This is a genomic window from Streptomyces sp. NPDC003691, from assembly GCF_053981115.1.
Genome location: NZ_JBSFNQ010000025.1, coordinates 47,943 through 71,875, shown reverse-complemented (window position 1 = coordinate 71,875; position 23,933 = coordinate 47,943). Strand labels below are relative to the sequence as shown.

The window sequence follows — 23,933 nt, the reverse complement described above, 5'->3', positions numbered from 1 at the left end:
CGGACGGGCGTACCGCCGCCCCCGCCCCCGCCCCGGGCTCTCAGCGCACCGACCACCCGCTGAACCGGACCGTCCCGCGCGCCCCGCTCCCCCCGTTCATGGCCGTCATGAAGAAGCCCACGTCCTGGGCCTCGGCCGCCCCCGGTACCGTCACCGTGGCCACCGTCCGCCAGCTCGCGCCCGCGTCCGTGGAGAGCGCCCCCGTGTACGCGTTGGCCGCCGTGCCCTTCCCCCGGGTCAGCCGCAGCAGCACCGGCGCCCTGACACCGGTGATGCGCCGGTAGGTGTCCAGGGAGCCGTCGCCGTTGGAGTCGTACGACAGGGCCACGCCCTGCGCCGGGGTGACCGCCAGATTGACGAAGCCGGGTGCGCCGGGCCGGTCCAGGCCGTTGCGGGCGATGATTCCGGCCCTGGCCCAGCCCCCGGTGTCCGCCTGGGCGTCGACCCGGACCGTCACGCTCGTCCCCGGCCGCAGCGCCCCGGCCCGGTAGGCCGTACCGAAGTGCGCGGTGCCGCGCCACAGGTCGTTTCCGGCGCCGTTGACCGCGTAGCGCCCGCCGAGCTGGCCGAAGACGGCCGCGTTGTTGCTGTACGTCTTCCAGGCGGCGGCCAGCGGTGCCGCGGTCTGCACTTCCCCGGACTGGGTGACGGAGACCGGGGCCTCGCCCTCCGGCGCGTACCGCGCGGTCAGCCGGTACGGGACCGCCCGCAGCGGCTCGGCCAGTGCCTCGTCCGGTACGGCGACGCCCCAGGAGACCGAGCCCGAACCGCCCGGTGCCACCTCCGGCAGGGTGCGGGTCGCCGGGGCCTCGGGGGAGAGGCCCGGTCCGGTGAGGGTGAGTTCGACCGGGCCGGTGGCGCGCAGCCCGCTGAGATTGCGGAAGGTGGCGGTCAGCCGGCCCGTACCGCCCGGCCGGAACCCGCGCGGGTTCGAGGCGACCGAGGTCACGCCCTGGTACGGCGCGGCCGCCAGGGCGTCCCGGACCCGGAGGGCCGTGGTGTACGGATCCCCGGTCGGCGCGGACGGATAGACCCGGCGGTCCTTCGTCCAGGCCTCCTCCTGCGGATACCAGTCGAAGGACTTCGGCGCCCGGCCGGCCTCCAGCGCGTCCGCGACCTCGGCCAGATAGGCGTCCCACTGCGGGAGGTGGACATCGGCGATCAGCCCGTTCCAGTCCCGGTTGGCGTAGTTGGAGAGGGCGTTCGCCGCCGGGCGGCCGGCCCAGGTCGTGATCAGCGCCCGGGCGGTCCGCTCCAGCTCCACCGCCTCGGCGGGGCCGGTCGCCAGCCGTTTGGCGTCCTCCAGCCAGGGCCCGAGGAGGAAGGAGCGGTGGCAGCCGGCCATGGTGTCGGCGAGCCGCATCAGCCGCAGCCAGAGCGCCGACACCCCGCGGAAGGCGGCCGTGTCCCCGCTCGCGCGGGCGGCGCGCAGCGCGAACTGGAGGGTGCGCGACCGGTTCGCCAGCGCCTGCCGTGCCAGCTCCGTCAGATCGTGGCGGTACGCGTCGGAGTCCCGCAGCGCGGGGTCCGCGTTCAGCAGCGCGGCGAAGGCGGTGTCGAATCCGGCCGGGTCGAAGGCGGTTCCGATCGACGTGGTCAGCGACGGTCTGCGCAGGAAGTGCGAATCGTAGGGCCGTCCGTCGGTACTGGTCAGCTTGTACGCGGTGGCGGCGAGCGCGCCGAAGGCGGCGGCCGCGGAGGCGTCCTCGGCGCCGTAGCGGATCCGCGCGTACTCCCGGAACCACGCCCCGCGGTCGATCTTCTCCCGCCGCCAGGCCAGTTCGCTGAAGAGCTCGAAGGCCGCCGGGTCGCGCTCGGCCGCCTCCGGCATGTAAGCGGTGCCCACCAGGGCGCTGCCGCTCTTGTCGCGCCAGGCGGTGAACCGGGCCGTCCAGCGGTCGGTGTTGGCGCCGATGGTGGTGCGTCCGCCGAAGTTGGGGATGGTGCCGAAGGCGTACGGCGTCCCGCCCCACTCGGCCTCCCGGTCCCGGGTGGTGTCCAGATCGGACAGCCCGTCGACGATCAGCATCCGCCGTTTGTCGACGGCGTCGAGGAGCGCCCGGCGGGGGTTGGACTGCCAGCCCAGGATCACCCAGGTCGCGCCGGGCCGGGCGGTCCGCAGGGCCTTCTCCACCGCGCGTGCCGCGTCCGGCACGGGTACGTCGCCGGCGTGGCCGCCCTCGTGCAGCAGGTCCATCTTGAACAGGTCGCAGGCGCCGAACAGCTCCGCCTGGTGGCGGTAGAAGGCGGCAGCCACCTTGGGGAAGACCTTCGTACGCGGATCCAGCCAGTCGGGGCGCGGCAGCCCGTTCCACAGGCCCTGGGCGACCACCCGGGCGCCCGGATTGCGTTCGGTGAAGCCGCCGGGGACGGTGCCGAAGTAGCCGGGCAGCACCGGGCGCATGCCCAGCTCCCGCAGCCGGGCGGCGATCCTGCCGCCCAGTTCGGCGCGGGCGTCCAGCAGGGCGGGCGAGACCGGGCCGCCGTACTCGCTCATGTTCTGGAGCAGCCACCACGCCTGGTGGGAGGGGGCGGGCAGCCAGGTGCGGGCCTCGGTGTCGGAGTAGCCGAAGTCCTGGAGCAGCCGGTGGTACACGGCCTCCTGGCCCGGGGTGACCAGGACCTCGTTGCAGCCGTGCAGCGCGAGGACGTCGATCAGCCGCTCCCAGCGGGCCCAGTCGGCATAGGGCGCGGTGTAGCCGTCGTGGGTGTCGTTGTAGGCGAAGCGGTGCGGTACGGTCGCGGACCGCTCCAGCGCGGGGCGCGGCGCGGGCAGTACGTCCGGCAGCTCGACCCGGCTGCCCGACCAGGAGATATGCGCCCGGCAGACGTACTTCAGATACCAGTGGACACCGGTGAGGAGGACCGCGGGCGAGGTGCCCGCCACCTCGATGCGTCCGGCCTCGCCGGTCACCGCGAAGCGCTCCGCCCCGCCGGTGAGCGTCAGCCGGAACTGGTCCGCGTGCCCGGGCAGCAGCCGTCGCAGCGCCGCGCGGGCCGCGTCCGCGGAGGGCGCGGCGGCCGGGGGGCGGGCCGGCGGTCCGGTACGGGGCGCGGCGGCGGCAGCCGTGCCGCCGAGGGCCGCCGTGGTGCCGATCGCCCCCGCGGTGCCCAGAACCGCACGTCTCGACAGCTCGAACATCAGGCTCCTCCGTGCACATACGAGTGAATCCGTACAAAGTGCTGCAACCCACGTCATAGCGGTACCGCGCGTGGCGCACGTTACCCGCCGTTCCGCCTCCCGCACGGGCGCCCGCGGGGCACCATGGCCGGATGCGGACGCCGAAGACGACGGGCGCGGTCCCGAAGACCCTGATGGCACTGGCAGTTGTGGCGCTGGGACCGCTCACGGCCTGCGGGCCGGGCGACGACGGCGACGGGCGTGGCGGTACCGCGCCGCCCTCCCCGGCGGCGACCGGCACCCTGGAACAGCTCGCCGCCCGGGCCGGGTGCGAACCCGAGATCCGGGCGGGGGCGCAGGAGCTGCGCCAGGCCCGGTGCGCGACCGGGGACGGCACGTACATCCTGGTCACCTTTGCCACCGACCGCGGCCAGCGGGAGTGGATCAACGCGGCCAACGACTACGGCGGTACCTACCTGGTGGGCCGCCGCTGGGTGGCCTCGGGCGCCGAGGCCACGGTCACGGCCCTGCGCGCCCGGCTCGGCGGCGAGCTGGAGAAGGGCGCGGACCACGGCGGCGGGACCGGTACGCCGGGCCCCGGGGAGCACGGGGGCCACGGAGCGCAAGGGGGCTGATCCGGCGGGCCCGTAAGAGGGTTGGTACGGCGGAGCCGGGTCCGGCCCCGTGGGGCGGGCCGGACCCGGCGGTCTCCCTGTCGGCCGCCGGGCGGCCGCGGTTGGACAGCGGTATACGGCGGCGCGGCGGTACGGCGCCGGTGCTCAGCGGCAGCGGCGGCCCTCGTTGATACAGGCGGTCATCCGCCGCATCAGCCCGTCGTCGAACACATTGATGAAGTCGCCGTGGTCCGTGACCGGTTTGTGGAGCTGCTCGGGGAAGGAGTCCACGGCGAACCCCGGCCCCGGCGGCAGGCTGTAGACGATCCGCTGGACCAGTTGCGGAATCGCCCGGAAACCCGCCGGACAGCGCCCGGCCCGGTCGGTGAAGGCGACATGCGTCCGGTGGTTGGCGCTGTCGGTGTTCCGGCCGTCCCAGCAGCTCTGGAAACGGAAGGTGCGGACCACCTGGCTGCCGCGCGGACAGAGCGGGTACTTGTCCTTCAACTGCCGGTCCTCGAAGCCGGTGCAGCTCCAGGAGGCATTGGCGTTGGCCGGGCCGTTGACGAACGCCTTGGCATCACCGGTGATGATCCGCAGCAGCCGGGGCATGGCCGTGACCCGGCCGTTCGGATTCCCCGTGAACGAGAGCGTCACCCGCGCCGGGGTCTGGATCTCGCCGACGTTCTTGTCCCGGCCGCCGCCGTCGGCGTCCGCGTCGCTCTCGGACCGGCCGTTCTGGAGCCGGAGCACCGGCCAGTAGTACGAGGAGCGGTCACCGCGGTTGCGGCAGGTGGTGGCGCCGCGCGCGAGGTCGTCGTCGCTCGCGAACGCGTTGTTGGCCTGGTTGCCGATGTAATCGTGCATATGGTGCGCGCCGTTGGACACACCCGGCGCGACGATCACATTGTCGGAGTTGAACAGGCCGTTGGCGTTGGTGCCGCAGTCGGTTGTGAAGACACCGCGGGAGGCGCCGCGGCGGTTCGGCGGCAGCTCCGCATTGGGGCGTACGGAGCGGATATCGGCGAAGTCGGAGCGCACCGGCCCGTTCCCCGCCTGCCCGTTGCCGCCTCCGTTGTTGCCGTTGCCGTTGCCGTTGCCCTTGTTGGGCCGGGCCGCCGCGCCCGCGTCGTCCGCCCGCAGGGTGCACTGAGCCAGCTCCCGCATCCCCTCGAAGAGCAGCCCGCCCTCGTTCACCGCGGTGACGATCCGCTGGATTCCCGCCCGCCGCTGCTCCAGCAGCGGCCCGAGCAGCTCCTTCCGCGCCAGCCCGGGATCCCGGCCGAAGCGCTCCCGGCCGTCCGCGAACCGCCGGTAGGCCTCCGTGATCCCGCTGTCCATCGCGGCCAGCTCCCGGTCCACCACCGGCCGGGCCGCCGGGGGCAGCGCCCGCGGCAGACCGTCGGCCACTTCGGGACAGTCGATGGTCGAGACCGGCGCCGCCCCGCCCGGAGGCGGTCCGGCACCGGTCCGGCCGGGTCCGTCCTCGCCCGCGGAGGCGTACACATCGACGAGCACCACCCCGCCCCCGCCGAGCACCAGGGCGGCCACCGCGACGACCGCACGGGTCACCGGGCCGGAGCGTTTCCTTCTGTTGCGTCCCATGGAACTCCTCAGCTGCTTCGTTGCCGGGGAGGGGTCGGATGAAAGCCCCGGCAGAGGGAGAAGCGCGTCGTTCCATACGCGGCGCGGGCCCCGGATGTTCACCCCGGAACCGCCGAAGGGAAGCCCGCGGCCGCGTGGCTACGCCGGGCCGTGGTCCAGATACGCCAGGACCGCCAGCACCCGCCGGTTGTCGTCGTCGGAGACGGGCAGGCCCAGCTTGGCGAAGATATTGGAGGTGTGCTTGGCCACCGCCCGCTCGGTGACCGTCAGCTGGCCCGCGATCGCCGCGTTCGACCGGCCCTGGGCCATCAGCTCCATGACCTCCAGCTCCCGCGGCGTCAGCCCGCCCATCGGCCGGTCCTGGGACCGGCGGGTCAGCAACTGGGAGATGACCTGCGGATCCATCGCCGTACCGCCCCGGGCCACCCGCCGTACCGCGTCCACGAACTGCTCCGCGTCGAAGACCCGGTCCTTGAGCAGATAGCCGACGCCGCCGTTCCCGTCGGCCAGCAGCTCCCGCGCGTACAACTGCTCCACATGCTGGGAGAGCACCAGTACCGGCAGCCCCGGCCGGGCCCGCCGGGCGGCCAGCGCGCACTGGAGCCCCTCGTCGGTGTGCGACGGCGGCAGCCGGACGTCGACGACCGCGACGTCCGGCGCCAGCTCCGTGAGGGCCCGGCTCAGCTCGGGCCCGGTCTCCACCGCCGCCAGGATCTCGAAGTCGTAGGCCTCCAGCAGCCGGACCAGGCCGTCGCGCAGCAGGAACAGGTCTTCGGCTAGGACAACGCGCACGGAATCTCCATGGTGACCATGGTGGGGCCGCCGGCCGGTGAGCTGACGGCGAGGACGCCGTCGAATGTACCGAGGCGCCGCTCCACCCCGCTCAGCCCGGAGCCCCCGCCGACGACCGCCCCGCCCCTGCCGTCGTCGGTGACGGCGATCCGCAGCGAGCCCCCCTCGTACGAGATGTCCACCCAGATCCGGGCGGCCCCCGCGTGCTTGACCGCGTTGGTGAGGGTCTCGCTGACCGCGAAGTACGCCGCGGACTCCACCGGCGCCGCCATCCGGCCCGGCAGTTCGACGTCCACCTCGGTGCTCACCGGCAGCCGCAGCGCCAGTGCCTTCACCGCGTCCCCGAGCCCCCGCTCCGCCAGCACCGGCGGATGGATGCCCCGGACCAGGTCCCGCAGCTCGGTCAGGGCCTCCGCCGACGACTCACGGGCCTTCGCGATCAGCTCCTTCGCCTTCGCCGGATCCCTCTCCACCAGCGCCTCGATGGTGCCCAGATGCATACCCATCGCCACCAGCCGCGCCTGCGCCCCGTCGTGCAGATCCCGCTCGATACGCCGCAGCTCGGCCGCCGACGAGTCCAGCGCGTCGTGCCGGGTCTCGGTGAGCCGGTCGATGCGCTGCTCCAACTGCTGCTGCCGGTCCGGTGTGAGCACCGTGCCCACCAGCAGGAAGTGCGCCCGCACCAGCCCCGGACCGAACCTCAGCCCGCTCGTCAGCAGCACCGCGCCCAGCAGCGCCGCGAGCAGCGCCGTACCCCAGCCGCCGATGGGGACGAAGGCGTACCAGTACGGGTCCTCCAGTGAGGTCACCGGCAGCCACAGCCCGGCGCCCAGCAGCAGCCCGAAGAGGCCGTGCAGCACCAGCCCCGGCGCCAGCAGCGCGATCACCGCACCCGCCGTCATATCCATCAGCAGCCACAGCAGATCCCGCCAGGTCGCCGGGTCCTTCAGCAGGAGGGTGCACCGCTCGACCTGCCCGGTCACACCGGTCCGCAGATCGTGCGGAAAGGGGCGGTACGAAGCGGGTATCGGTATCCCGCCCCAGCGGCCCGAGAGCAGCCGCCGGTGCGCCGAGTGGGCGCGGACCAGACCGACCAGGACGGGGGTGGTGAACACCCCCACCCCCAGCGGGATCAGCACGACCGACACCAAGGTCAGTACGAAGAGGACGATGGAGACCGTCAGCGCGAGCAGCGAGAGCACGAATCCGCGTACCGGCGCCACCAGCAGCTCCCGTACGGAATCACCGGCTTCACCGGCCACCGCCCGGAACACGGCACTCCGGCCCGGTGCTCCCGCCCGCGCGGCCGCGCCGCTCCCCGCCGGTTCCGTCGGCACCGTACCCATGAAGCTCTCCTCACCCTCTCGACCGCCCCCGGCCGCACGGCCGCGGCCCGTTCTCCGGTCTCCGACCAGTCTCGGCCCCGCGTCCGCCACGGGACACTGGGCCCCGCACCCCGCCCGGGGTGGTGCCGGCACCACCCCCCGGCCCTCGCCCTACGGCTCCGCACAGGGGGCTCTGACGGCTGGGACGCACCGGCCGTGGTTTCTAGCGTCGGAGGCGACCTGAAAACAGGCGTTCCGACCTTGGGGGCCGGCACCATCATGAGGCGCAATCTCGCCGCACGCATCGGCATATGGAGTGCGTACCACCGTAAGACCGCGATCTTCGGCTGGCTGTTGTTCGTCGTACTGGCCGCGGCCGTCGGCGGATCGTCCGGAGTGGTCGAGATGACGGACTCCGAGAGCGGCGCCGGCGATTCCGCCCGCGCCCAGCGGATCCTGGAGGAGTCGGACCTGGAGGGGCCCGCGACCGAACTGGTACTGGTCGGCAGCGCGGAGAAGGACGGCTGGAAGGCCACCGCCGCCGAGCTGGTGCGGGCCGTCGAGGCGACCGGCGCCACGGCGAAGACGGAGCCGCCGCTGCCATCTGCCGACGGCAAGGAGGCCCTGATCCGCTTCGAGATGAAGGGACCCGCCGACGAGGCGGCCGACCGGGTCGAACCGGTGCTCCGGGCGGTCCGGGAGGCCGGCGAAGCGCGCGAGGGCGTCGAGGTCCACCAGTTCGGCGAGGCCAGCGCCGACAGATGGCTGAACGATCTGCTCGCCGACGACTTCACCAAGGCCGAGTTCACCGCCGTACCGCTGGCCCTCGGGATCCTGGTGGTCGCCTTCGGCGCGGTCGTCGCGGCGCTGCTGCCGGTCGCGCTGGCCCTGACCGCCTGCGCCGCGGCCTACGGACTGCTGGCCCTCGCCAGCCACCAGCTCCACCTCTTCCAGACCACGTACTCGGTGATGTTCCTGATGGGGCTGGCCGTCGGCGTCGACTACTGCCTCTTCTACCTGCGGCGCGAGCGCGACGAAAGGGCCGCGGGCCGGGACGCCGAAACCGCCCTGCGGATCGCCGCGGCCACCAGCGGCCGGGCCGTCCTGGTCTCCGGGATCACCGTGATCCTCGCCATGTCCGGGATGTTCCTCTCCGGGCTGATGCTCTTCGAGGGCTTCGCGCTCGCCACCATCATCGTCGTACTGATCGCCGTCATCGGTTCGGTGACCGTGCTGCCGGCCCTCCTCGCCTGGCTCGGCGACCGGGTGGACGCCGGGCGCGTGCCCTTCCTGCACCGCCGCCGGCGGGCGAAGGGCGGCCGCGGCGACGGGGCGTTCGCCGGTACGGTGCTCCGGCCGGTGCTCGCCCGGCCCGGACTCTTCGCCGTCCTGGGCACCGTCCTGATGCTGGCCCTGGCGGCCCCCGCGCTCGGTATGAAGACCGAACAGCTCGGCATGGAGAAGCAGTTCGGCTCCGACTCGGCGCTCACCGTCGCCTACGAGAGGATCACCGGCAGCTTCCCCGGCGGGCCCGACCCGGCGCGGATCGTGGTCGAGGCCGACGATATCGACGCGGCACCCGTCCGCGAAGCGCTGGCCGCCTTCGACAAGGAGCGGACCACCGTCCACAGCGCCGAGGACATCGCGGTGATCGAGGTCCCGCTGCCCGGCGACGGCAGCGACGGCCGCTCCCGGGCGGCGCTCGCCGAACTGCGGGACCGCACCGTCCCCGCGGCCTTCGCGGACAGCGGCGCCCGCGCCCATGTCACCGGTGAACTGGCCGAGTCCGTCGACTTCACCGCGCAGTTGAAGGACGACATCGTCCCGGTCTTCGTGTTCATCACCGCGGTGACGTTCCTGATCATGCTGTTCTGCTTCCGCTCCCATGTGATCGCCGTGACGTCCGTGCTGCTCAACCTGCTGTCGGTGGCGGCGGCGTACGGAGTGATGGTCGCGGTCTTCCAGCACGGCTGGGGCGCGTCGCTGCTGGGCACCGAGGCGGTCGGCGCCATCGAGAGCTGGCTGCCCCTCTTCGTCCTGGTGGTCCTGTTCGGGCTCTCGATGGACTACCACGTCTTCGTGGTCTCCCGGATCCGCGAGGCCCGGGACAGGGGAGCGGACACCCGCGCCGCGATCGCCGAGGGCATCCGCCGCACCGCGGGCGCCGTCACCGGCGCCGCCGTGATCATGGTGGCGGTGTTCGCGGTCTTCGGCACCCTGACCATGCAGTCCATGAAGCAGATGGGAGTGGGCCTGGCGGTCGCCGTCCTGCTGGACGCGACGGTGGTACGGATGGTCCTGCTGCCGTCGGTGATGGCCCTGCTGGGGGAGCGCAACTGGCACACGCCGAAGCTGCTGCGCCGCCTTCCCGAACTGGAGCACGGCGACGCGTCGGACGACGTCGCGCCGGTACCGGCGGGCCGCCCGGAGACCACTCCGGTCTGACACCGCCGCCCGGCTTCCGGCCGGGAGGCGCCGGGCGGGGGCGGCTCCGGGGGAGGCGCTCGGCTCGGGCCGGTGGCTTCCGCGCGGAGGCCCGCACCGCGTCCGGCTTTCCGCCCGGTGGCCCGCGCCCGCCCCCGGCGCACCGCCCGCCCGCCCCCGTACCCGTGCTGCCACGCGGGCCGGGGGCGGGCGTCACGGTTACCGGAGGAGGGCCCGGCCCGTACGGCCGGGGGACCGGCCGGGCCGTACCGCGCCGCCGGTATACCGTCCCGCCCGGCTCACCCTGCGGGCCTGCTCCGCCCGGCTCACTCCGCCAGCAGCCGGGCCTCCAGTTCCGGGGAGATACCCACGCCCGGCACGGACAGTTCGCCGCCGGCCTCCCGCAGCCAGTCCCAGGTGTCGGCCACCGTCTCCGCGAGCGGCCGGGTCCGCAGGCCCGCGGCCAGCGCCCGGTCCACGTTCAGGGTGTACAGCGCGCCCACCAGATCCGGTGCCTGCTCCGGCGGAACCCACACCGGGAGGTCCGTCCACGGCGAGACACCCGCCGCGAGGATCCGGTCCGCGGGCGTCCAGCGCAGCTCCACCGGCTCGCGCCCGGCCCCGCCGGTGACCCGGACGCACTCGTCGAGGAACTCCCCGAACACCGTCCGGCGCTGCTCGCCCACCATGTTGTACGGGCCGCTCAGCCCGGCCTCGGCCGCCGACAGGATCCACTCGGCCATATCGCGGATGTCGATGTACTGCACGGGCGCGTCCGCGGGTTCCGGCGCGAGCACCGTCCCGCCGCGGGCGATCCGGGACAGCCACCACGGCAGCCGCCCGATGTTCTCCCAGGGCCCCAGCAGCAGCCCGGCCCGGACCAGCAGCGATCGGTCCGCCCCGAAAGCCGCCACCGCCGCGAGCTCACCGCCCCGCTTGGACTCGGCGTACGGCACGTCCTCGTCGTCCGCGGACGCCTGCACCAGCGGCGCGGACTCGTCCGAATCCGGCGGCGCGGGCCAGGTGTAGACCGAACAGCTCGACACGTACACATACCGTCCGGCGCGGTCGGCGAGCAGCCGCGCCGCGTCGCGCACGGCCGTCGGCGAGGACGCCCAGGTGTCGACCACGACATCCCACTCCCCGTCGGCCAGCACCGCCAGATCCTCCGGCCGTGTCCGGTCGCCGACGAGAGCGGTGACCCCGTCCGGCGCGGGCCTGCTGCCCCGGTTGAAGACCGTGACGTCCCAGCCCCGCGCCAGGGCGGCCGCCACCACCGCCCGTCCGGCGAATTCCGTACCACCCAGCATCAGAAGTCTCATGCACCGACACTGCCTCCAACCGCCCCCACCGGGCCAGAACTTCCGCTGACGGAGTAACCCCGCGCCCGCGCCGCTCCGGGCACGGCCGGGCTCGCGCCCGCCGCTTCCACCGGGCCCGCCGCCCCGCCCTCCCCGCACCGGTGGTCCGCCCTGGTGGCCCGCCCTGCGTCGGGCCGGTGGCCGAAGCCCCGCCCTCCCCGCGCCGCCGCCCCGCACCGGTGGCCCGCCCTGCGCCGGGCCGGTGGCCGACGCCCCGTCCGGTCCGTCCCGTCCGTCCCGTCCGCCCCGGCCGGTCCGTCCCATCCGGTTCGGCCGGTCCGTCCCATCCGGTTCGGTCCGCCTCGTCCCGTCCCGTCCGCCCCGCGCCGGGGACGCTTCGCGCGGGTCCGGCAGAGCCACCCTCGCCGCCTTCGTCGCACGGCCCCACGTCACGGCGTCGGCCGGGAGCCCGGCCCCGGCCGCTCCGGCGCCCGCCGTGGAGCAGGTGCCGCGCCAACACCGGCAAGCGCGCCGGTCCCGCCGACCCCGCCGGAGGCGCCCCGCGGCACGTTGACACGTTTATCCGCCCGGCTCTTCCCGCCCCCGGGCGGCGGTGGCAGCATGTGGGGACCATGACAGAACCCCGGCCGCCGATGCGCGCTCTGCGGGCCGCACTTTTCGCGGCGGTGTGCACCGCATTGTCGGCTGTGGGGCATATGTTCATGTCCGGTCATGATCTCCCGGCGGCCGTGCTGCTGCCCGCCTTCGCCGTGGCCGCCGTGACCGGCTGGCTCGCCGGAGCCCGCCGCCGCGGTCCGCTCGCCATCGGTACGGGGCTGCTCGCCGCCCAGGGCGCACTGCACTATCTCTACGCCGGCGCCCAGGGGCACTCCACCACTCCCTCCGGCGGCCACGGGCCCGGCTACGGGACGGGCACGGGCACGGCCATGGGCACCGCGAGCACCGGCACGGCCCCCGGCACCACCCCCACCGGCGGACTCGCGGGCACCGGCCTGCCCGAGAACCTGCTGACCGGCGGTACGGGCATGCTCGTCGCCCATGTCCTCGCCGCCGCCGTCTGCGCCCTCTGGCTCGCCCGCGGCGAGAAGGCGTTCTTCGAACTGGCCCGCGCCTGCGCCGCCCTCGCCTTCACCCCGCTGCGGCTGCTGCTCGCCTCCCCGGACACCCCCCGCACCCCGCGCCGCCCGGCCGTATCCCGGACGACCTCGCCCGCCCGCGCCGGTGCCGCCGTACTCCTCGGCCACACCCTGGTGCGCCGCGGCCCGCCGCGGCCGCCGTACCGCCACCGTGCCACGGCCCCTGGAGCCGCTGTCTGACCGGGGGCCGCATCCCCCCATGTCAACACACTCACCTTCAGGAACACCCATGGCCATCGACACCCCTGCCCACGGCAGAACCGAGACCGAACAGGAGGCGGTGACCGGCTCCCTCTGGAGCAGGCTGCGCCCCCTCGTCCTCCGGATCCACTTCTACGCCGGTCTGCTCATCGCCCCCCTGCTGCTGATCGCCGCCGTCAGCGGACTGCTCTACGCACTCTCCTTCCAGGCCGAGAAGGTCGTCTACCGGCAGGAACTGACCGTGCCCGCCGGCGACCGCTACGAGGGCCCGCTGACCCTCGCCGACCAGGTCGCGGCCGCCCGCAACGTACGCCCCGACGGCACCGTCACCGCGGTCTGGCCCGCGACCGGCGAACGCGACACCACCCGGGTGCTGATGGACGCCCCCGGGATCCCCGAAGGCACCTCCCTCGCGGTCTTCGTCAATCCCCGCACCGGTGAGATACGCGGCGAGCTGCCCTCGTACGGCAGCTCCGGTGCCCTCCCGCTGCGGACCTGGCTCGACGAGCTGCACCGCGATCTGCACCTCGGCGAGTTCGGCCGCAACTACAGCGAACTGGCCGCGAGCTGGCTCTGGGTCGTCGCGCTCGGCGGACTCGCCCTCTGGCTCGGCCGCCGCAGGGCCTCCCGGCGCGCCCTGTTCGTGCCCGAACGCGGCACCAAGGGGCGCCGCGGGACCCTCTCCTGGCACGGTGTCGTCGGCCTCTGGGCCGTCGTCGGACTGGTCGTCCTCTCCGCGACCGGACTGACCTGGTCCCGCTACGCCGGTGAGAACATCGGCGCCGTCCAGGACCAGCTGGGCGGTGCCACCCCCGCGGTCTCGGCGAGCCTCGACGGCTCCTCCGGCGGCGGCGACCACGCGGGCCACGGCGGCGGCGGTGGCGGTGCCGCGCACCAGGGCCCGGACGTCGGCATCGACGCCGCGCTGGCGTCCGCCCGCGCGGCCGGCATCGGCGGAAAGCTGGCGATCACCTTGCCCGGCGAGGGCACCGGCTATGTCATCAAGGAGACGGACGCCACCTTCCCCGTCCATCTCGACTCCGTCGCCGTCGACCCGGCCGACGGCAAGGTCATCGACGAACTCCGCTTCTCCGAGCACCCGATGCTCGCGAAGCTCACCCGATTCGGTATCGACGCCCATATGGGAGTCCTGTTCGGGCTGGTGAACCAGCTTCTGCTGGCCGCCCTCGCGCTGGCCCTGATCCTGGTGATCTTCTGGGGCTACCGGATGTGGTGGCTGCGACGGCCCACCAAGGGCCGCTCCCCGGTCGGCCGCCCGGTGCCCCGCGGCGCCTGGCGAAAGGTTCCGCCACTCGCTCTTGCGCTGCTGGCGGCGCTGACCGTCCTGGTCGGCTGGTTCATTCCGCTGCTCGGGATCAGCCTGCTGGCGTTCCTGGTGGTGGACGCGGTCCTCGGACTGGTGGCCAAGGCCCGGGCCGGCCGCGCGGCGGCCTGACGCACCGCGGTACCGCACGGTCCGTACGGCTCCCGCCGACCCGTACGGACCCGCGGGCACCTCGGGAACACGGCGCTTCCGCGAAACGCCGCGGTCCCCGGCCCCGGGTACGGCACCCGGGGCCGGGGACCGGCCCGTACGAGAAAACAGGTGTCCGGCCGGGCACGCCCCCGGAACCGGCGTACCGGCCGCCGCGCGCCCGGCCGGACACGCTCATGGCGCCCCGCCGGGCACCCGGCACCCCCGGCCCGGGGCGCGTACCCGGCTCAGGGGGCGTACTTGTAGCCCACGCGCCGGACGGTCTGGATGGTGTGCCGGTGCTCGGCACCGAGCTTTCGCCGGAGCCGGGCGATATGGACGTCGACCGTACGGCCGTCACCCACGTGCCCGTACCCCCATACCGTCGTCACCAGATGGTCCCGGGTGTGCACCCGCTGCGGCCTGGCCACCAGATGCGCCAGCAGCTCGAACTCCAGATACGTCAGGTCCAGCGCCCGGCCCCCGACCCGGGCCACCCGCTCGGCCGGGTCGATCGCCACCGGCCCGTCACCGCCCTGGACGGACGGCAGGGAGCCGCGGGCCGCCGGAGCCGCGGCGGGCGCGGCGGCGGGCACCGCGGGGTCCCGGACCGCGGACGGGGCCGGGGCGGACGGCAGTTGGTCCGCGGGCACGAGGACCAGATAGCCGACCATCGGCGGCCGCCCGGGCAGGGCGGGCACCTGGTGCTGGGGCGCGGGCAGCCAGGTCGCGCCGGGCGGCAGCAGCTCGGTGAGCGTGCGCAGCGCGCCGGGCGGTACGACCTCGTCGGGGGCGACGGCCCGCAGCCGGTGGCGCTCCGGGCGCGCGGCGGGCGGCAGGACCCCGGCCCGGCCCGGGGCGGTAACGGCGGCGCGGGGCGCGCCGACCGCCGCGGCCTGCGAGAACGTACGGGTACGGGAGTTGACGATATTCGCCATGAGAGGTCAGCTCTCTTTCGCGCGGAGGGGTCGACGAGTCGGTGGTACGGACGTACGTCGTGCGCGCTGGCCGAAGGCCGGAAGACCGGTTTTAGAGGGCCCGCGCGTTCACCGCGCGGCAACACACCCGGTCGAAGTCGTGGTGCTGCCGGGAAGGCCAGAACGGTTCGAGGTCACTGGGACCCGTCACGGAGTTCTGGAAGCCGGTCATGTGCTCATTGAACCAGATGAACTCCCCGTTAAGGAGGGAGTCTCTCACCTGTCGAGATGCCTGTCTCATCACACCGGCGGGAGGTTTGCGCCGCCGGGGAACGCGCGAGGGTGCGGGCCGTGGGGGCCCGGATGCGTGCCGAAACCGCGGCCCCGCAACGACGGCCCCGCCACGACGGCCCGTCACCGCGGCCTGCAACGAAGGCCCGTCGCCGCGGCCCGTACCGGTGGCCCGCAACGGCGGCGTACGGCCGGGGCGGCGCACCCGCCCGGGCGTGCGAAAGGGGTGCACGCCGTCGCCCGGCGTACACCCCTTCACCCTTCACCCTTGCCCCGTCGGTCTGCCGGCCTGCCGGCCTGTCGATCCGTCAGACCTGACCGGCCTTCTCCAGCGCCGTGCAGCACGTCTCCACCAGGAGCCGGGTCACCACATAGGGGTCGACGTTCGCGTTCGGCCGGCGGTCCTCGATGTACCCCTTGCCGTCCTTCTCGACCTGCCACGGGATCCGGACCGACGCGCCCCGGTCCGACACGCCGTAGCTGTACTCGTTCCACGGGGCGGTCTCGTGCAGACCGGTCAGCCGGTCGTCGATGCCCGCGCCGTAGTTCTTCACGTGGTCCATCGGCCGGGAGCCTTCGCCCAGCGACTCGCAGGCGGTGATGATCGCGTCGTACGACTCCCGCATCGCCTTCGTCGAGAAGTTGGTGTGCGCGCCCGCGCCGTTCCAGTCGCCCTTCACCGGCTTGGGGTCCAGGGTCGCGGCGACCTTGAAGTCCTCGGCGGTGCGGTAGAGCAGCCAGCGGGCGATCCAGAGCTGGTCCGCGACCTCGACCGGCGGCAGCGGGCCGACCTGGAACTCCCACTGGCCGGGCATGACCTCGGCGTTGATGCCCGAGATGCCGAGACCGGCGGTGAGACAGTTCTCCAGGTGGGCCTCGACCACGTCACGGCCGTGGATCTCGTCCACACCGACACCGCAGTAGTAGCCGCCCTGGGGCGCCGGGAAGCCGCCGACCGGGAAGCCGAGCGGACGGTCGCCGTCGAAGAACGTGTACTCCTGCTCGATACCGAAGATCGGCTCCTGCGCGGCGAACCGCTCGGACAGCTCCACCAGCTCCGCGCGGGTGTTGGAGGAGTGCGGCGTCATATCCGTGTTGAGGACCTCGCACAGCACCAGGAGGTGCTCCCCGCCGCGGATCGGGTCCGGGCAGGAGTACACCGGCTTCAGGACCCGGTCGGACGCGTGACCCTTGGCCTGGTTGGTGCTGGACCCGTCGAAACCCCAGAGGGGAAGCTCGGCACCGGCCGGAAGGATCCGGGTCTTCGAACGGAGCTTGGCCGTCGGCTCGGTGCCGTCGATCCAGATGTACTCAGCCTTGATGCTCACGGGCCTCATCCTTTGCGGGTGCTGCGGGGTTGCTCCGCAGCCTGTCAACGGGCGATTTCCCATCCGTTGCCCGTTTGTGAACCCCGTGTTACGCCTGTGGCCGCTGCGCTCCGTGCTTCAGCAGTGAAGCGAAGCCCGCGCTGGTGATCCGCCGCACCAGCTCCTCGGCGGTCGTCCCCAGCGCCGCCGCGGTGCGCTCCGGATGCCAGTCCTCGCGGTGCAGCGCGTCCAGCAGATGCCCCCGGCGCACCTGCGCCTCCGAGAGCCGGAACGTCTTCAGATAGGCCGTCCGCCCCTTGTGGTCGCGGATCAGCTCCCCGATGTGCTGCTCCCGTCCGGGTTCGAACCCCGGCAGGAACCTCTGAACGGTGAAGCCGTCCATCGTGTACACCCGCTCGAAGCGGTAGCCGCCGGTCAGCAGGCCCGCCGCCAGTACGGTGTCGTGATCACGGCGCCAGGCCGCCTCCGCGTTCCGGGCGGCGGCCCGCAGATCCGCGAGGGACCGCAGATGCCGCCCGTCGCCGAGCCGGGCCTCGAAAGCGGGCACCGGGCGCGCGAAGTAGGCGTACTGGTACACCAGCTCCCCGTACAGGTCCTCCACCAGCGTGCCGTGCAGGGCACGGTAGTCGGCCGGATGCGGCACCACGAAGGCCGCGGCGAGGGCGTCGGCCGCGTAGAGCAGCACTCCGCACTGCCGGGGGTGGATCTCGAAGATCCGCAGGGCTTCACCGAGCCCGGGGACGGACGTCCCGGTGTACGCCGCTTCCTCCCGCGGCGAAAGGCCGTTCCGCACCGCCGACCGGGACCACTCGTCCCAGGCGACCGACGGGCCGCGGAAGTGCAGCGACAGATAGCCCGCCAGCGCGACCTGGAGCGGCAGGAACCGCAGGCGGTCCGAGGCCCGGGACGGACGGCGCGGGCCGCGCCGCCCCGAGTCCCGGAGCCGGCGGACCGGGCGCCGGTGCGCGGATACCGGGATCCGTACGGGCTCCGCCGGACCGCCGCCGGGGCCCAGCCGGGTGCCGTACGAGGCCCCGGGACCGCCGCCGCCCGACCAGTCGGCGACAAAGGCGTGCGGAACGTACGACACACCGCCGCAGGGCCCCTCGTACTCCTCCGCCTCCTCCTGCGCCCCGTCCGTACCGCGCAGGTCGCGGTGGAGCCGGAGCCCCGCGACGGGCGCGTCGCGCAGCAGCGGCACCAGCCGGATACCGCCCCATACCTGAGCCGGACCGGTGGTGAGTCCGGTCATGTCCAGCCCGCTCATCCCCGCCCGCCCTCCGTACTCGCGTCGTCGTTCCGTTTCCCGCGCGGCTTCCCCCGCTCGCGGGCGCGCTGCTCCTGGGTGTCCCGCTCCCGGGCGCGCTCCCCGTCGGCGCTGCGGTCATGGGTGAGCCGGTCCCGGGCGCGCCGGTCATGGGTGCGCCGCTCATGGGCGAGCAGAAACCGCTCCGAACGGCGGTCCAGATAGGCCCGCAGCTCGGCGGGGCGGGTCCGGCCCTCCGCGAACCTCGCGATCTCCACCAGGGCCGCCAGGTCCTCCGCGTCCCGGATGCCCACCGTCGGCACCGAGGGCGCGAGCCGCCGTACGTCGAATCCGTCCGCGTCGTACACGGGATTCACATGGACGACCGCGGTGGCCCGGCCGGGGGCCGGGATGCCGCGCCACAGCCGCAGCACCTCGCCCGCCAGCCCGGGCGGCGCGTTGTCCCAGCCGTCCGAGACGATCACCAGCCGGGCGGGGGAGTCCGCCAGGGCGTCGAGGATCCGGGTGCCCAGCGGGGTCGGTCCCACGGGGTGTGCCATCAGCGGATCGGTCAGTCCCGACGTCCAGTGCGGGCGGTACGCCGCGGCGAGCGCCTCCAGCAGGAAGTGCGCCGCCAGCGCCACCGCGAGGGGCCGCCGCCGCTTCACCCCGGAGCCGTACGAGGAGTAGCTGTCGTCCAGCACCGCCGACACCCGCCCCCAGGTCCCCGCCGCGGGCCCCGCGGCACGCCGGGCGGCCGCCCGCAGCGCTGCCGTCAGCACGGTCCGGCGGGCGGCCCGCTCGGCGCGGGGGAGAGCAAGTACATAGAGCGCCAGCCGGGTGAGCGGCAGCTCCGACAGCTCCTGCTCCGCCGTGCGTCCGCCGGTCGCCTCCGCCGTGCGCAGCTTCTCCAGCCGGGTCATCCGGGGCGCGATGCGCTCCAGGAACCGTTCCCGGGGAATGCCGTGGCGCGCGGCGAAACCCTCGGCGACGGTGAACGGCAGCTCGTAGACCGCCTGCTGTTCGTAGTGGGCGCGGCGGTGGGCGTCGAGGAGCGGATGGGCGTAGCGGGGCCGGGCGCCGGGCCGGAACAGGAAGTCGCCGAGCTCGCCCGCGCGGCCGGTGTCGAGGACCCGGGCCGGGAGGTGGGCGTGCCGGACGGCGGCCTTCAGCTCCCGCCGGTACTTGACCGCGTCCAGGCCGAGATCGGGCCGGGCCGCCAGCCAGTCCCGCTGGACCGCGCGGGTGCGGCGGTTGTTCACTCCCGCGGTGCGCAGCGCCCGGAAGAGGCGGTAGACGCGCTGCGGCGGGAGCAGGGCGAGCCGTGCGGCGATCAGCCGTCCCTCGGTGCGCTTCTGCTCCGGGGTGGCCTCGCGCGCGGTGCGCAGCAGCCGTTCGGCGATCAGGGCCGCGTTGTGGTCGTTGATGTCGAGGGCGAGCACCGCGGCGTAGAGGGAGCGGTGGTTGACTTGGACGTACTCATGGAGGAAGGCCAGCGACAGCCGCTGCTCGGCGGCGCCGGAACGGAACTCGCGCTGACCGGTGGCGGTGATCGCCGCATTGACGAGGAGGAGCAGGTCCTCGGCGGCGACGAGGTCGGAGCGGGTGTCCCCCACGGCCTCCTCGGGTTCCGCGTGCTCTTCTGCCCCTACGGGCCCTACGGGATTCACGGCCGGCCCGCCCTCCATCCACTCCGGGTACGACAACCACGGCCCAGGGGGCACGCAGGCAGGAAAAACCGGCCGGGGAATGGGGGTGCGAACAGCGTCGACATCGCTTCAGAGGCAAGTTCCGGAAGTCGCACCGGAGTCCCGCGGCCGGTGCGTTCAACCTAACATCGCACCATTGTCCGGCGCTGTGGATAAAACGGGGGCCGGGCGGAGAGCGGCGGGCAGACTGTCCGCATGACGAATCAGCGGACGACAGCGACAGCCGGCACGGAGCATCCGGACACCCCGGCGGGGAATCTCTCGGCGGATCTTCCGGCGGACGGCTCCCGGGCGGCGGACCCCGGGCGCGGGCCGGGGCGGCTCCGGATCGGGCTCGTCGGGGCCGGACCATGGGCCGGGGCGACCCAGGCGCCCGCCCTCGCGGCTCATGACGATGTCGTGTTCAGCGGAGTCTGGGCCCGCCGCCCGGAGGCCGCCGGCGCCCTCGCCGAGGCCTGGGACACCGCCGCGTACAGCGGTGAGGAGGGGCTCGACGACCTCTTCGCCGCCTCCGACGCGATCGCCTTCGCGATACCGCCCGACGTCCAGGCGCCCCTGGTGGTCCGGGCCGCCCGGGCGGGCTGCCATGTGCTGCTGGACAAGCCGGTGGCGACCCGGGTGCCGGAGGCCCGGGCGGCGGCGGACGCCGTGGCCGAGGCGGGTGTGGCCTCGGTGGTCTTCCTGACGCTCCGGTTCGCCCCGGCGACCCGTGCCTGGGTAGCCGAACAGGCGGCGACGGAGGGCTGGTTCACCGCATCCGCCCACTGGCTGGGCTCGTTCTACCACCCGGGGTCCGAGGCCCCGGCCGTCGACTCCCCCTGGCGGCGGGAGAAGGGCGGCCTCTGGGACCTGGGCCCGCATGTGCTCTCCGTACTGATCCCCGTCCTGGGCGAGGTGACCGCGGTGACGGCGCTCCGCGGCCCCGAGGACACGGTCCATCTGGCACTGCGCCATGCCTCGGGAGCCTCCAGCACGGCGACGGTGGGCCTGGCCGCCCCGCCGAAGGCCGCTGTCGTCCGCCTCGAACTCCTCGGCGACCAGGGCCCGGCGACCCTGCCCGGGTGGTCCGACCCCGTCACCGCGTTCCATGCCGCGGTGGACGCCCTCCTGGAGAGCGTGCGCACAGGCCGCCCGGCGGACTGCGACATCCGCTTCGGCCTGCGCCTGACGGAAATCCTCGCCGAGGCGGAAGCCCACCTCACCGGCCCCTGACCGCCAAGGCGGGCGCCGCTGACCCGGGGCCGACTGTCAGCGGCGTCGGAGACGATGGGACTCATGACCGATGAGCGGTACTCCCGGCTTGCTGCCGAACATCTACCCAGCGATCTTGCGGGGCGCTGGACGGCGCTGCTCCGCCCCTGCCTGCGCCTTCGCCGGACCGCGGCGGGCGAGCAGACCGTGGCCGTCCTCGGCGGGAGGCCGGAGCTTCCGGCCGGGACCGACTGGCCCGAGTGGCCCGGATACGGACCACTGTCGTTCATTGCTTCAGTGCGGTGTGCCGCGCTGCCCCGTGACGGGCTCGCCGAGCAGTTCCCACCGGACGGGACTCTGCTCTTCTTCTACTTCGACGGTCAGGCCGACGAAGACGCCGTCGTTTCCGTCTACGACCCCGAAACCCGGCCCGGGAGCCGGGTGCTGTACATCCCGGAGGGCACCCCCGTCCTCCCGGCGGACACACCCCCGGCCCTGGCCGCGTTCCCCCGCGTGGAGCTCGCTGCGCACATCGAGCAGAGCGCTCCCGACCAGGGACTTCCCCAGGTGCGGCAGGTCCTGCTCGGCGACAGCCGGGACTGGCCCCACCCCCGGGAAACCCCGGCCGGGCTCAAGCCGTTCCTGCGGGCCTTCGCCCACCTGCGCGGCTGGATCGGCCACCAGCTCGGCGGCCACGCCCTGCCCATCCAGGGCCCGGTGGAGTACGAGATCGCCTACTCCGTATTCGACGGCCCCCACCCGGAGGAGGACCGGTCTCTGGACCAGGAGACGGAGCGCTGGACCCTGCTCGCCCAGTTCAGCAGCGACAGCGACGCGAGGACGACATGGGCGGACGAGGGCACCCTCTACTGGCTGATCGCCCCCGAGGACCTCGCCGCCCGCCGCTTCGACCGGGCCCGGCTCGTCGTGCAGTGCTAAGCGCTGCGGCGTAGGGCGTCGCGGACGGCCTCGTCCGTGCGGCCGATCACCGCGGTGCCGTCGTCGGCCGTGATGATCGGCCGCTGGATGAGCTTGGGGTGGGCGGCGAGCGCTTCGACCCAGCGGTCCCGGGACTGCTCGTCCCGGGGCCACCCCTTCAGCCCCAGCTCCTTGGCCGCGGCCTCCTGGGTGCGGGTGATGTCCCACGGCTCCAGCCCGAGCCTGCCGAGGACCTCCCGGATCTCACCGGCGTCGGGGACGTCCTCCAGATAGCGCCGGACGGTGTACGACGCCCCTTCGGCGTCGAGCAGACCGAGGGCGCCACGGCATTTGGAACAGGCGGGATTGATCCAGATCTCCATGCCCCCAACGGTAGCGCGCACCCCGTCTGGCCAGGGCCGATTGTCAGTGGCCCCCAGTAGAATGGACACCAGTTCGGGATGGTCCCGCCACCGCAACTGGAGGTTGTCGATGGCCGTATCCAGACTCATGAGGAAGCCTGCCGCGGGGCACACCGCGGCGCCCGCCCCCCTGACGAAGGCACCCCTCCCGGCCGGCCGGCCGCGTGAGTGGTATGTGACGCACAACCGCCGGCTCAAGGCGATGCGCCTGGCGATAGCCCTGCTGGACTCCGGCGTTCACCACCCGGCGACCGCCGACAACATCCGGATCCGGACGACGGCCGACAGCATCGGTATCCACCCGCCGTCCGACACCACCTGCCGGATGGTCAGGGCCCTGATCCGGTACGGCCGCTGAGCCCACGGCGTCCGTACGTGCCCGGTCCGGTGCCCCGCAGCGCGGCGGGGACACCGGACCGGGCAGTACCGCCCGCCTTGGGCCCCCGGGCCGCGGGAGCCGTGCCTCAGTGCGGAATCTCGTCGATCAGCTCCCGCGCGCCCTGCCGCAGCAGGGCGACCGCGACCGAGGTGCCCAGGGTCGCCGGGTCCAGCGGCCCCGCCCACTCATGGGCGTTGAGGACCCGCTTGCCGTCGGGGGTGAAGACCTTGGCGCGCAGTGACAGCTCCCCACTGCGCTCGGCCCTGGCGTACCCGGCGATGGGGGAGTTGCAGTGCCCCTGGAGCACATGGAGGAACATCCGCTCGGCGGTGGCCTCCCGATGCGCGGCCGGGTCGCCGAGCCCGCTGACCAGGTCGATCGTCTCGGTGTCGTCCTGACGGCACTGGAGGGCCAGGATGCCCGCGCCGATCGGCGGGCACATGGTCTCCACCGAAAGGACCTCGCTGATCACGTCCGTACGTCCGATCCGCTCCAGCCCGGCGGCGGCCAGCAGCAGGGCGTCCGCCTCACCGGCCGCCAGCTTCTCCAGCCGCCGGTTGGCGTTGCCGCGCATCGGCACACATTCCAACTCCGGATGGGAGGCCGCCAGCTGGGCGATCCTGCGCACGGAGGAGGTGCCGATCCGGGTGCCCGGAGGCAGCCGGTCCAGCGTGAGGCCGTCCGGGTGGACCAGCGCGTCCCGGATGTCGTCCCGGGCCAGGAAGGCGGCGAACACGGTCCCCGCGGGCAGCGGCCGGTCGGCCGGGACATCCTTGACGCAGTGCACCGCGAGGTCCGCCTCCCCGGCGAGCAGAGCGGCGTCCACCTCCTTGGTGAACGCGCCCTTCCCGCCGAGCTTCGAAAGATCGCCCATCCAGCGGTCCCCGGAGGTCGTGACGGGCACGACTTCGGTCCGGATCCCCGGGTGCAGGGCGGCCAGTTCGGCCCGTACGCGCTCCACCTGGGCGAGGGCCATGGGGGAGGAGCGGGTGACGATACGGATGAGTTCGGGAGCGGCCATGCGGAACACCATAGGGCTTCCGGCTCCATGGTCATTTCACCGCGCCCACGAGTACGCCGGAAATACGCCGCCCCCGCGCCCCGCGCACCGTTCCGGCGCCAGCAGCCGTACCGCGCAACGCCGTTCACCGGAACCGGCCGTGCCGCGCCGCGAACCGGCCGAACTCCTCCGGCTCGGGGACGTGGACCGTACCCGTCCCCGACGATGCGCTCAGGAAGAGGAGCGGACAGGAGGAAGCATGGGAAAGCAAACCAAGTGCGGTTCGACCGAAACCGCGAACGGCAGACCATGCCAGAACCCGGCGATGATCGGCTACTCCCGCTGCCAGCACCACCGTGGCGCATGGACACCGAAGCAGCAGCGGAAGCGGAAGAAGCGCTGACCGCTCCCGGCGAAGGCGGTGTCCTTCCGGACCGGTGGCCCACGCGGCTGACCGCACGACCGAGGGCCGCCACCTCCAGCGGGAGGTGGCGGCCCTCGGTCGTTCAACGGCTTAC

Annotated in this window: 19 protein-coding genes; 8 read left to right on the top strand and 11 right to left on the bottom strand. The window is 73.7% G+C overall.

Going from position 1 to position 23,933, the window contains the following annotated elements; translation table 11 throughout:
- Positions 1-40 precede the first annotated feature (40 nt).
- Complete coding sequence (locus tag ACWDR0_RS15010; RefSeq protein ID WP_456352097.1) at positions 41-3,142, bottom strand: alpha-N-acetylglucosaminidase TIM-barrel domain-containing protein; 3,102 nt, start codon at positions 3,140-3,142, stop codon at positions 41-43.
- Between the two features lie 131 nt (positions 3,143-3,273).
- Between ACWDR0_RS15010 and ACWDR0_RS15005 the strand changes: the two genes are divergently transcribed.
- Positions 3,274-3,756 carry a hypothetical protein gene (locus ACWDR0_RS15005; protein ID WP_456352096.1) on the top strand — a complete coding sequence of 161 codons (483 nt, stop codon included), beginning with the start codon at positions 3,274-3,276 and terminating at the stop codon, positions 3,754-3,756.
- A gap of 144 nt (positions 3,757-3,900) precedes the next feature.
- Here the strand turns inward: ACWDR0_RS15005 and ACWDR0_RS15000 are convergent, their stop codons facing one another.
- From ACWDR0_RS15000 to ACWDR0_RS14990, 3 genes are all read right to left on the bottom strand, one after another.
- Positions 3,901-5,340, bottom strand: coding sequence for a DUF1996 domain-containing protein (locus tag ACWDR0_RS15000; RefSeq protein ID WP_456352095.1), 1,440 nt, complete (start codon positions 5,338-5,340; stop codon positions 3,901-3,903).
- Positions 5,341-5,478: 138 nt separating this feature from the next.
- Entirely contained in the window at positions 5,479-6,132 is a 654-nt protein-coding gene (locus ACWDR0_RS14995; RefSeq protein ID WP_456352094.1) for a response regulator transcription factor, read from the bottom strand.
- Positions 6,117-7,478 carry a histidine kinase gene (locus ACWDR0_RS14990; protein WP_456352093.1) on the bottom strand — a complete coding sequence of 454 codons (1,362 nt, stop codon included), beginning with the start codon at positions 7,476-7,478 and terminating at the stop codon, positions 6,117-6,119. The genes ACWDR0_RS14995 and ACWDR0_RS14990 overlap by 16 nt, the downstream gene beginning before the upstream one ends.
- A gap of 258 nt (positions 7,479-7,736) precedes the next feature.
- Here ACWDR0_RS14990 and ACWDR0_RS14985 point away from each other — a divergent pair, with 258 nt between their 5' ends.
- Positions 7,737-9,902, top strand: coding sequence for an MMPL family transporter (locus ACWDR0_RS14985; RefSeq protein WP_456352092.1), 2,166 nt, complete (start codon positions 7,737-7,739; stop codon positions 9,900-9,902).
- A 305-nt stretch (positions 9,903-10,207) separates the two neighbouring features.
- Here ACWDR0_RS14985 and ACWDR0_RS14980 read toward each other — a convergent pair whose 3' ends face one another.
- A complete protein-coding gene (locus ACWDR0_RS14980) occupies positions 10,208-11,203 on the bottom strand; it encodes an NAD-dependent epimerase/dehydratase family protein (RefSeq protein ID WP_456352091.1) in 996 nt (331 codons plus the stop codon).
- 701 nt (positions 11,204-11,904) lie between these two features.
- On the opposite strand from ACWDR0_RS14980, the gene ACWDR0_RS14975 reads away from it, so the two are divergent.
- Positions 11,905-12,519, top strand: coding sequence for a hypothetical protein (locus ACWDR0_RS14975; protein WP_456352090.1), 615 nt, complete (start codon positions 11,905-11,907; stop codon positions 12,517-12,519).
- Between the two features lie 49 nt (positions 12,520-12,568).
- A complete protein-coding gene (locus ACWDR0_RS14970) occupies positions 12,569-13,996 on the top strand; it encodes a PepSY-associated TM helix domain-containing protein (RefSeq protein WP_456352089.1) in 1,428 nt (475 codons plus the stop codon).
- 266 nt (positions 13,997-14,262) lie between these two features.
- Here the strand turns inward: ACWDR0_RS14970 and ACWDR0_RS14965 are convergent, their stop codons facing one another.
- The 4 genes from ACWDR0_RS14965 to ACWDR0_RS14950 form a co-directional block, all read right to left on the bottom strand.
- A complete protein-coding gene (locus tag ACWDR0_RS14965; protein WP_456352088.1) occupies positions 14,263-14,952 on the bottom strand; it encodes a winged helix-turn-helix domain-containing protein in 690 nt (229 codons plus the stop codon).
- A 578-nt stretch (positions 14,953-15,530) separates the two neighbouring features.
- Complete coding sequence (glnII, locus tag ACWDR0_RS14960) at positions 15,531-16,550, bottom strand: glutamine synthetase (protein WP_456352087.1); 1,020 nt, start codon at positions 16,548-16,550, stop codon at positions 15,531-15,533.
- Positions 16,551-16,638: 88 nt separating this feature from the next.
- The gene (locus ACWDR0_RS14955) at positions 16,639-17,817 is read right to left on the bottom strand and encodes an ARPP-2 domain-containing protein (RefSeq protein WP_456352086.1); all 1,179 of its coding nucleotides are present in this window, start codon (positions 17,815-17,817) and stop codon (positions 16,639-16,641) included.
- Positions 17,814-19,484 carry a hypothetical protein gene (locus ACWDR0_RS14950; RefSeq protein ID WP_456352085.1) on the bottom strand — a complete coding sequence of 557 codons (1,671 nt, stop codon included), beginning with the start codon at positions 19,482-19,484 and terminating at the stop codon, positions 17,814-17,816. The genes ACWDR0_RS14955 and ACWDR0_RS14950 overlap by 4 nt, the downstream gene beginning before the upstream one ends.
- 216 nt (positions 19,485-19,700) lie before the next feature.
- Here ACWDR0_RS14950 and ACWDR0_RS14945 point away from each other — a divergent pair, with 216 nt between their 5' ends.
- Positions 19,701-20,717, top strand: coding sequence for a Gfo/Idh/MocA family protein (locus tag ACWDR0_RS14945; RefSeq protein WP_456352084.1), 1,017 nt, complete (start codon positions 19,701-19,703; stop codon positions 20,715-20,717).
- Positions 20,718-20,780: 63 nt separating this feature from the next.
- The gene (locus ACWDR0_RS14940) at positions 20,781-21,635 is read left to right on the top strand and encodes a YwqG family protein (protein WP_456352083.1); all 855 of its coding nucleotides are present in this window, start codon (positions 20,781-20,783) and stop codon (positions 21,633-21,635) included.
- Here the strand turns inward: ACWDR0_RS14940 and ACWDR0_RS14935 are convergent.
- A complete protein-coding gene (locus ACWDR0_RS14935; protein ID WP_456352082.1) occupies positions 21,632-21,997 on the bottom strand; it encodes an arsenate reductase family protein in 366 nt (121 codons plus the stop codon). The genes ACWDR0_RS14940 and ACWDR0_RS14935 overlap by 4 nt on opposite strands.
- A gap of 127 nt (positions 21,998-22,124) precedes the next feature.
- Here ACWDR0_RS14935 and ACWDR0_RS14930 point away from each other — a divergent pair, with 127 nt between their 5' ends.
- The gene (locus ACWDR0_RS14930; RefSeq protein WP_456352081.1) at positions 22,125-22,394 is read left to right on the top strand and encodes a hypothetical protein; all 270 of its coding nucleotides are present in this window, start codon (positions 22,125-22,127) and stop codon (positions 22,392-22,394) included.
- Positions 22,395-22,500: 106 nt separating this feature from the next.
- Here ACWDR0_RS14930 and hemC read toward each other — a convergent pair whose 3' ends face one another.
- Positions 22,501-23,436, bottom strand: a complete 936-nt coding sequence (hemC, locus tag ACWDR0_RS14925; protein WP_456352080.1) for a hydroxymethylbilane synthase — start codon at positions 23,434-23,436, stop codon at positions 22,501-22,503.
- Between the two features lie 238 nt (positions 23,437-23,674).
- On the opposite strand from hemC, the gene ACWDR0_RS14920 reads away from it, so the two are divergent.
- Complete coding sequence (locus ACWDR0_RS14920) at positions 23,675-23,818, top strand: HGGxSTG domain-containing protein (protein ID WP_456352079.1); 144 nt, start codon at positions 23,675-23,677, stop codon at positions 23,816-23,818.
- The last annotated feature ends 115 nt before the right edge of the window (positions 23,819-23,933 follow it).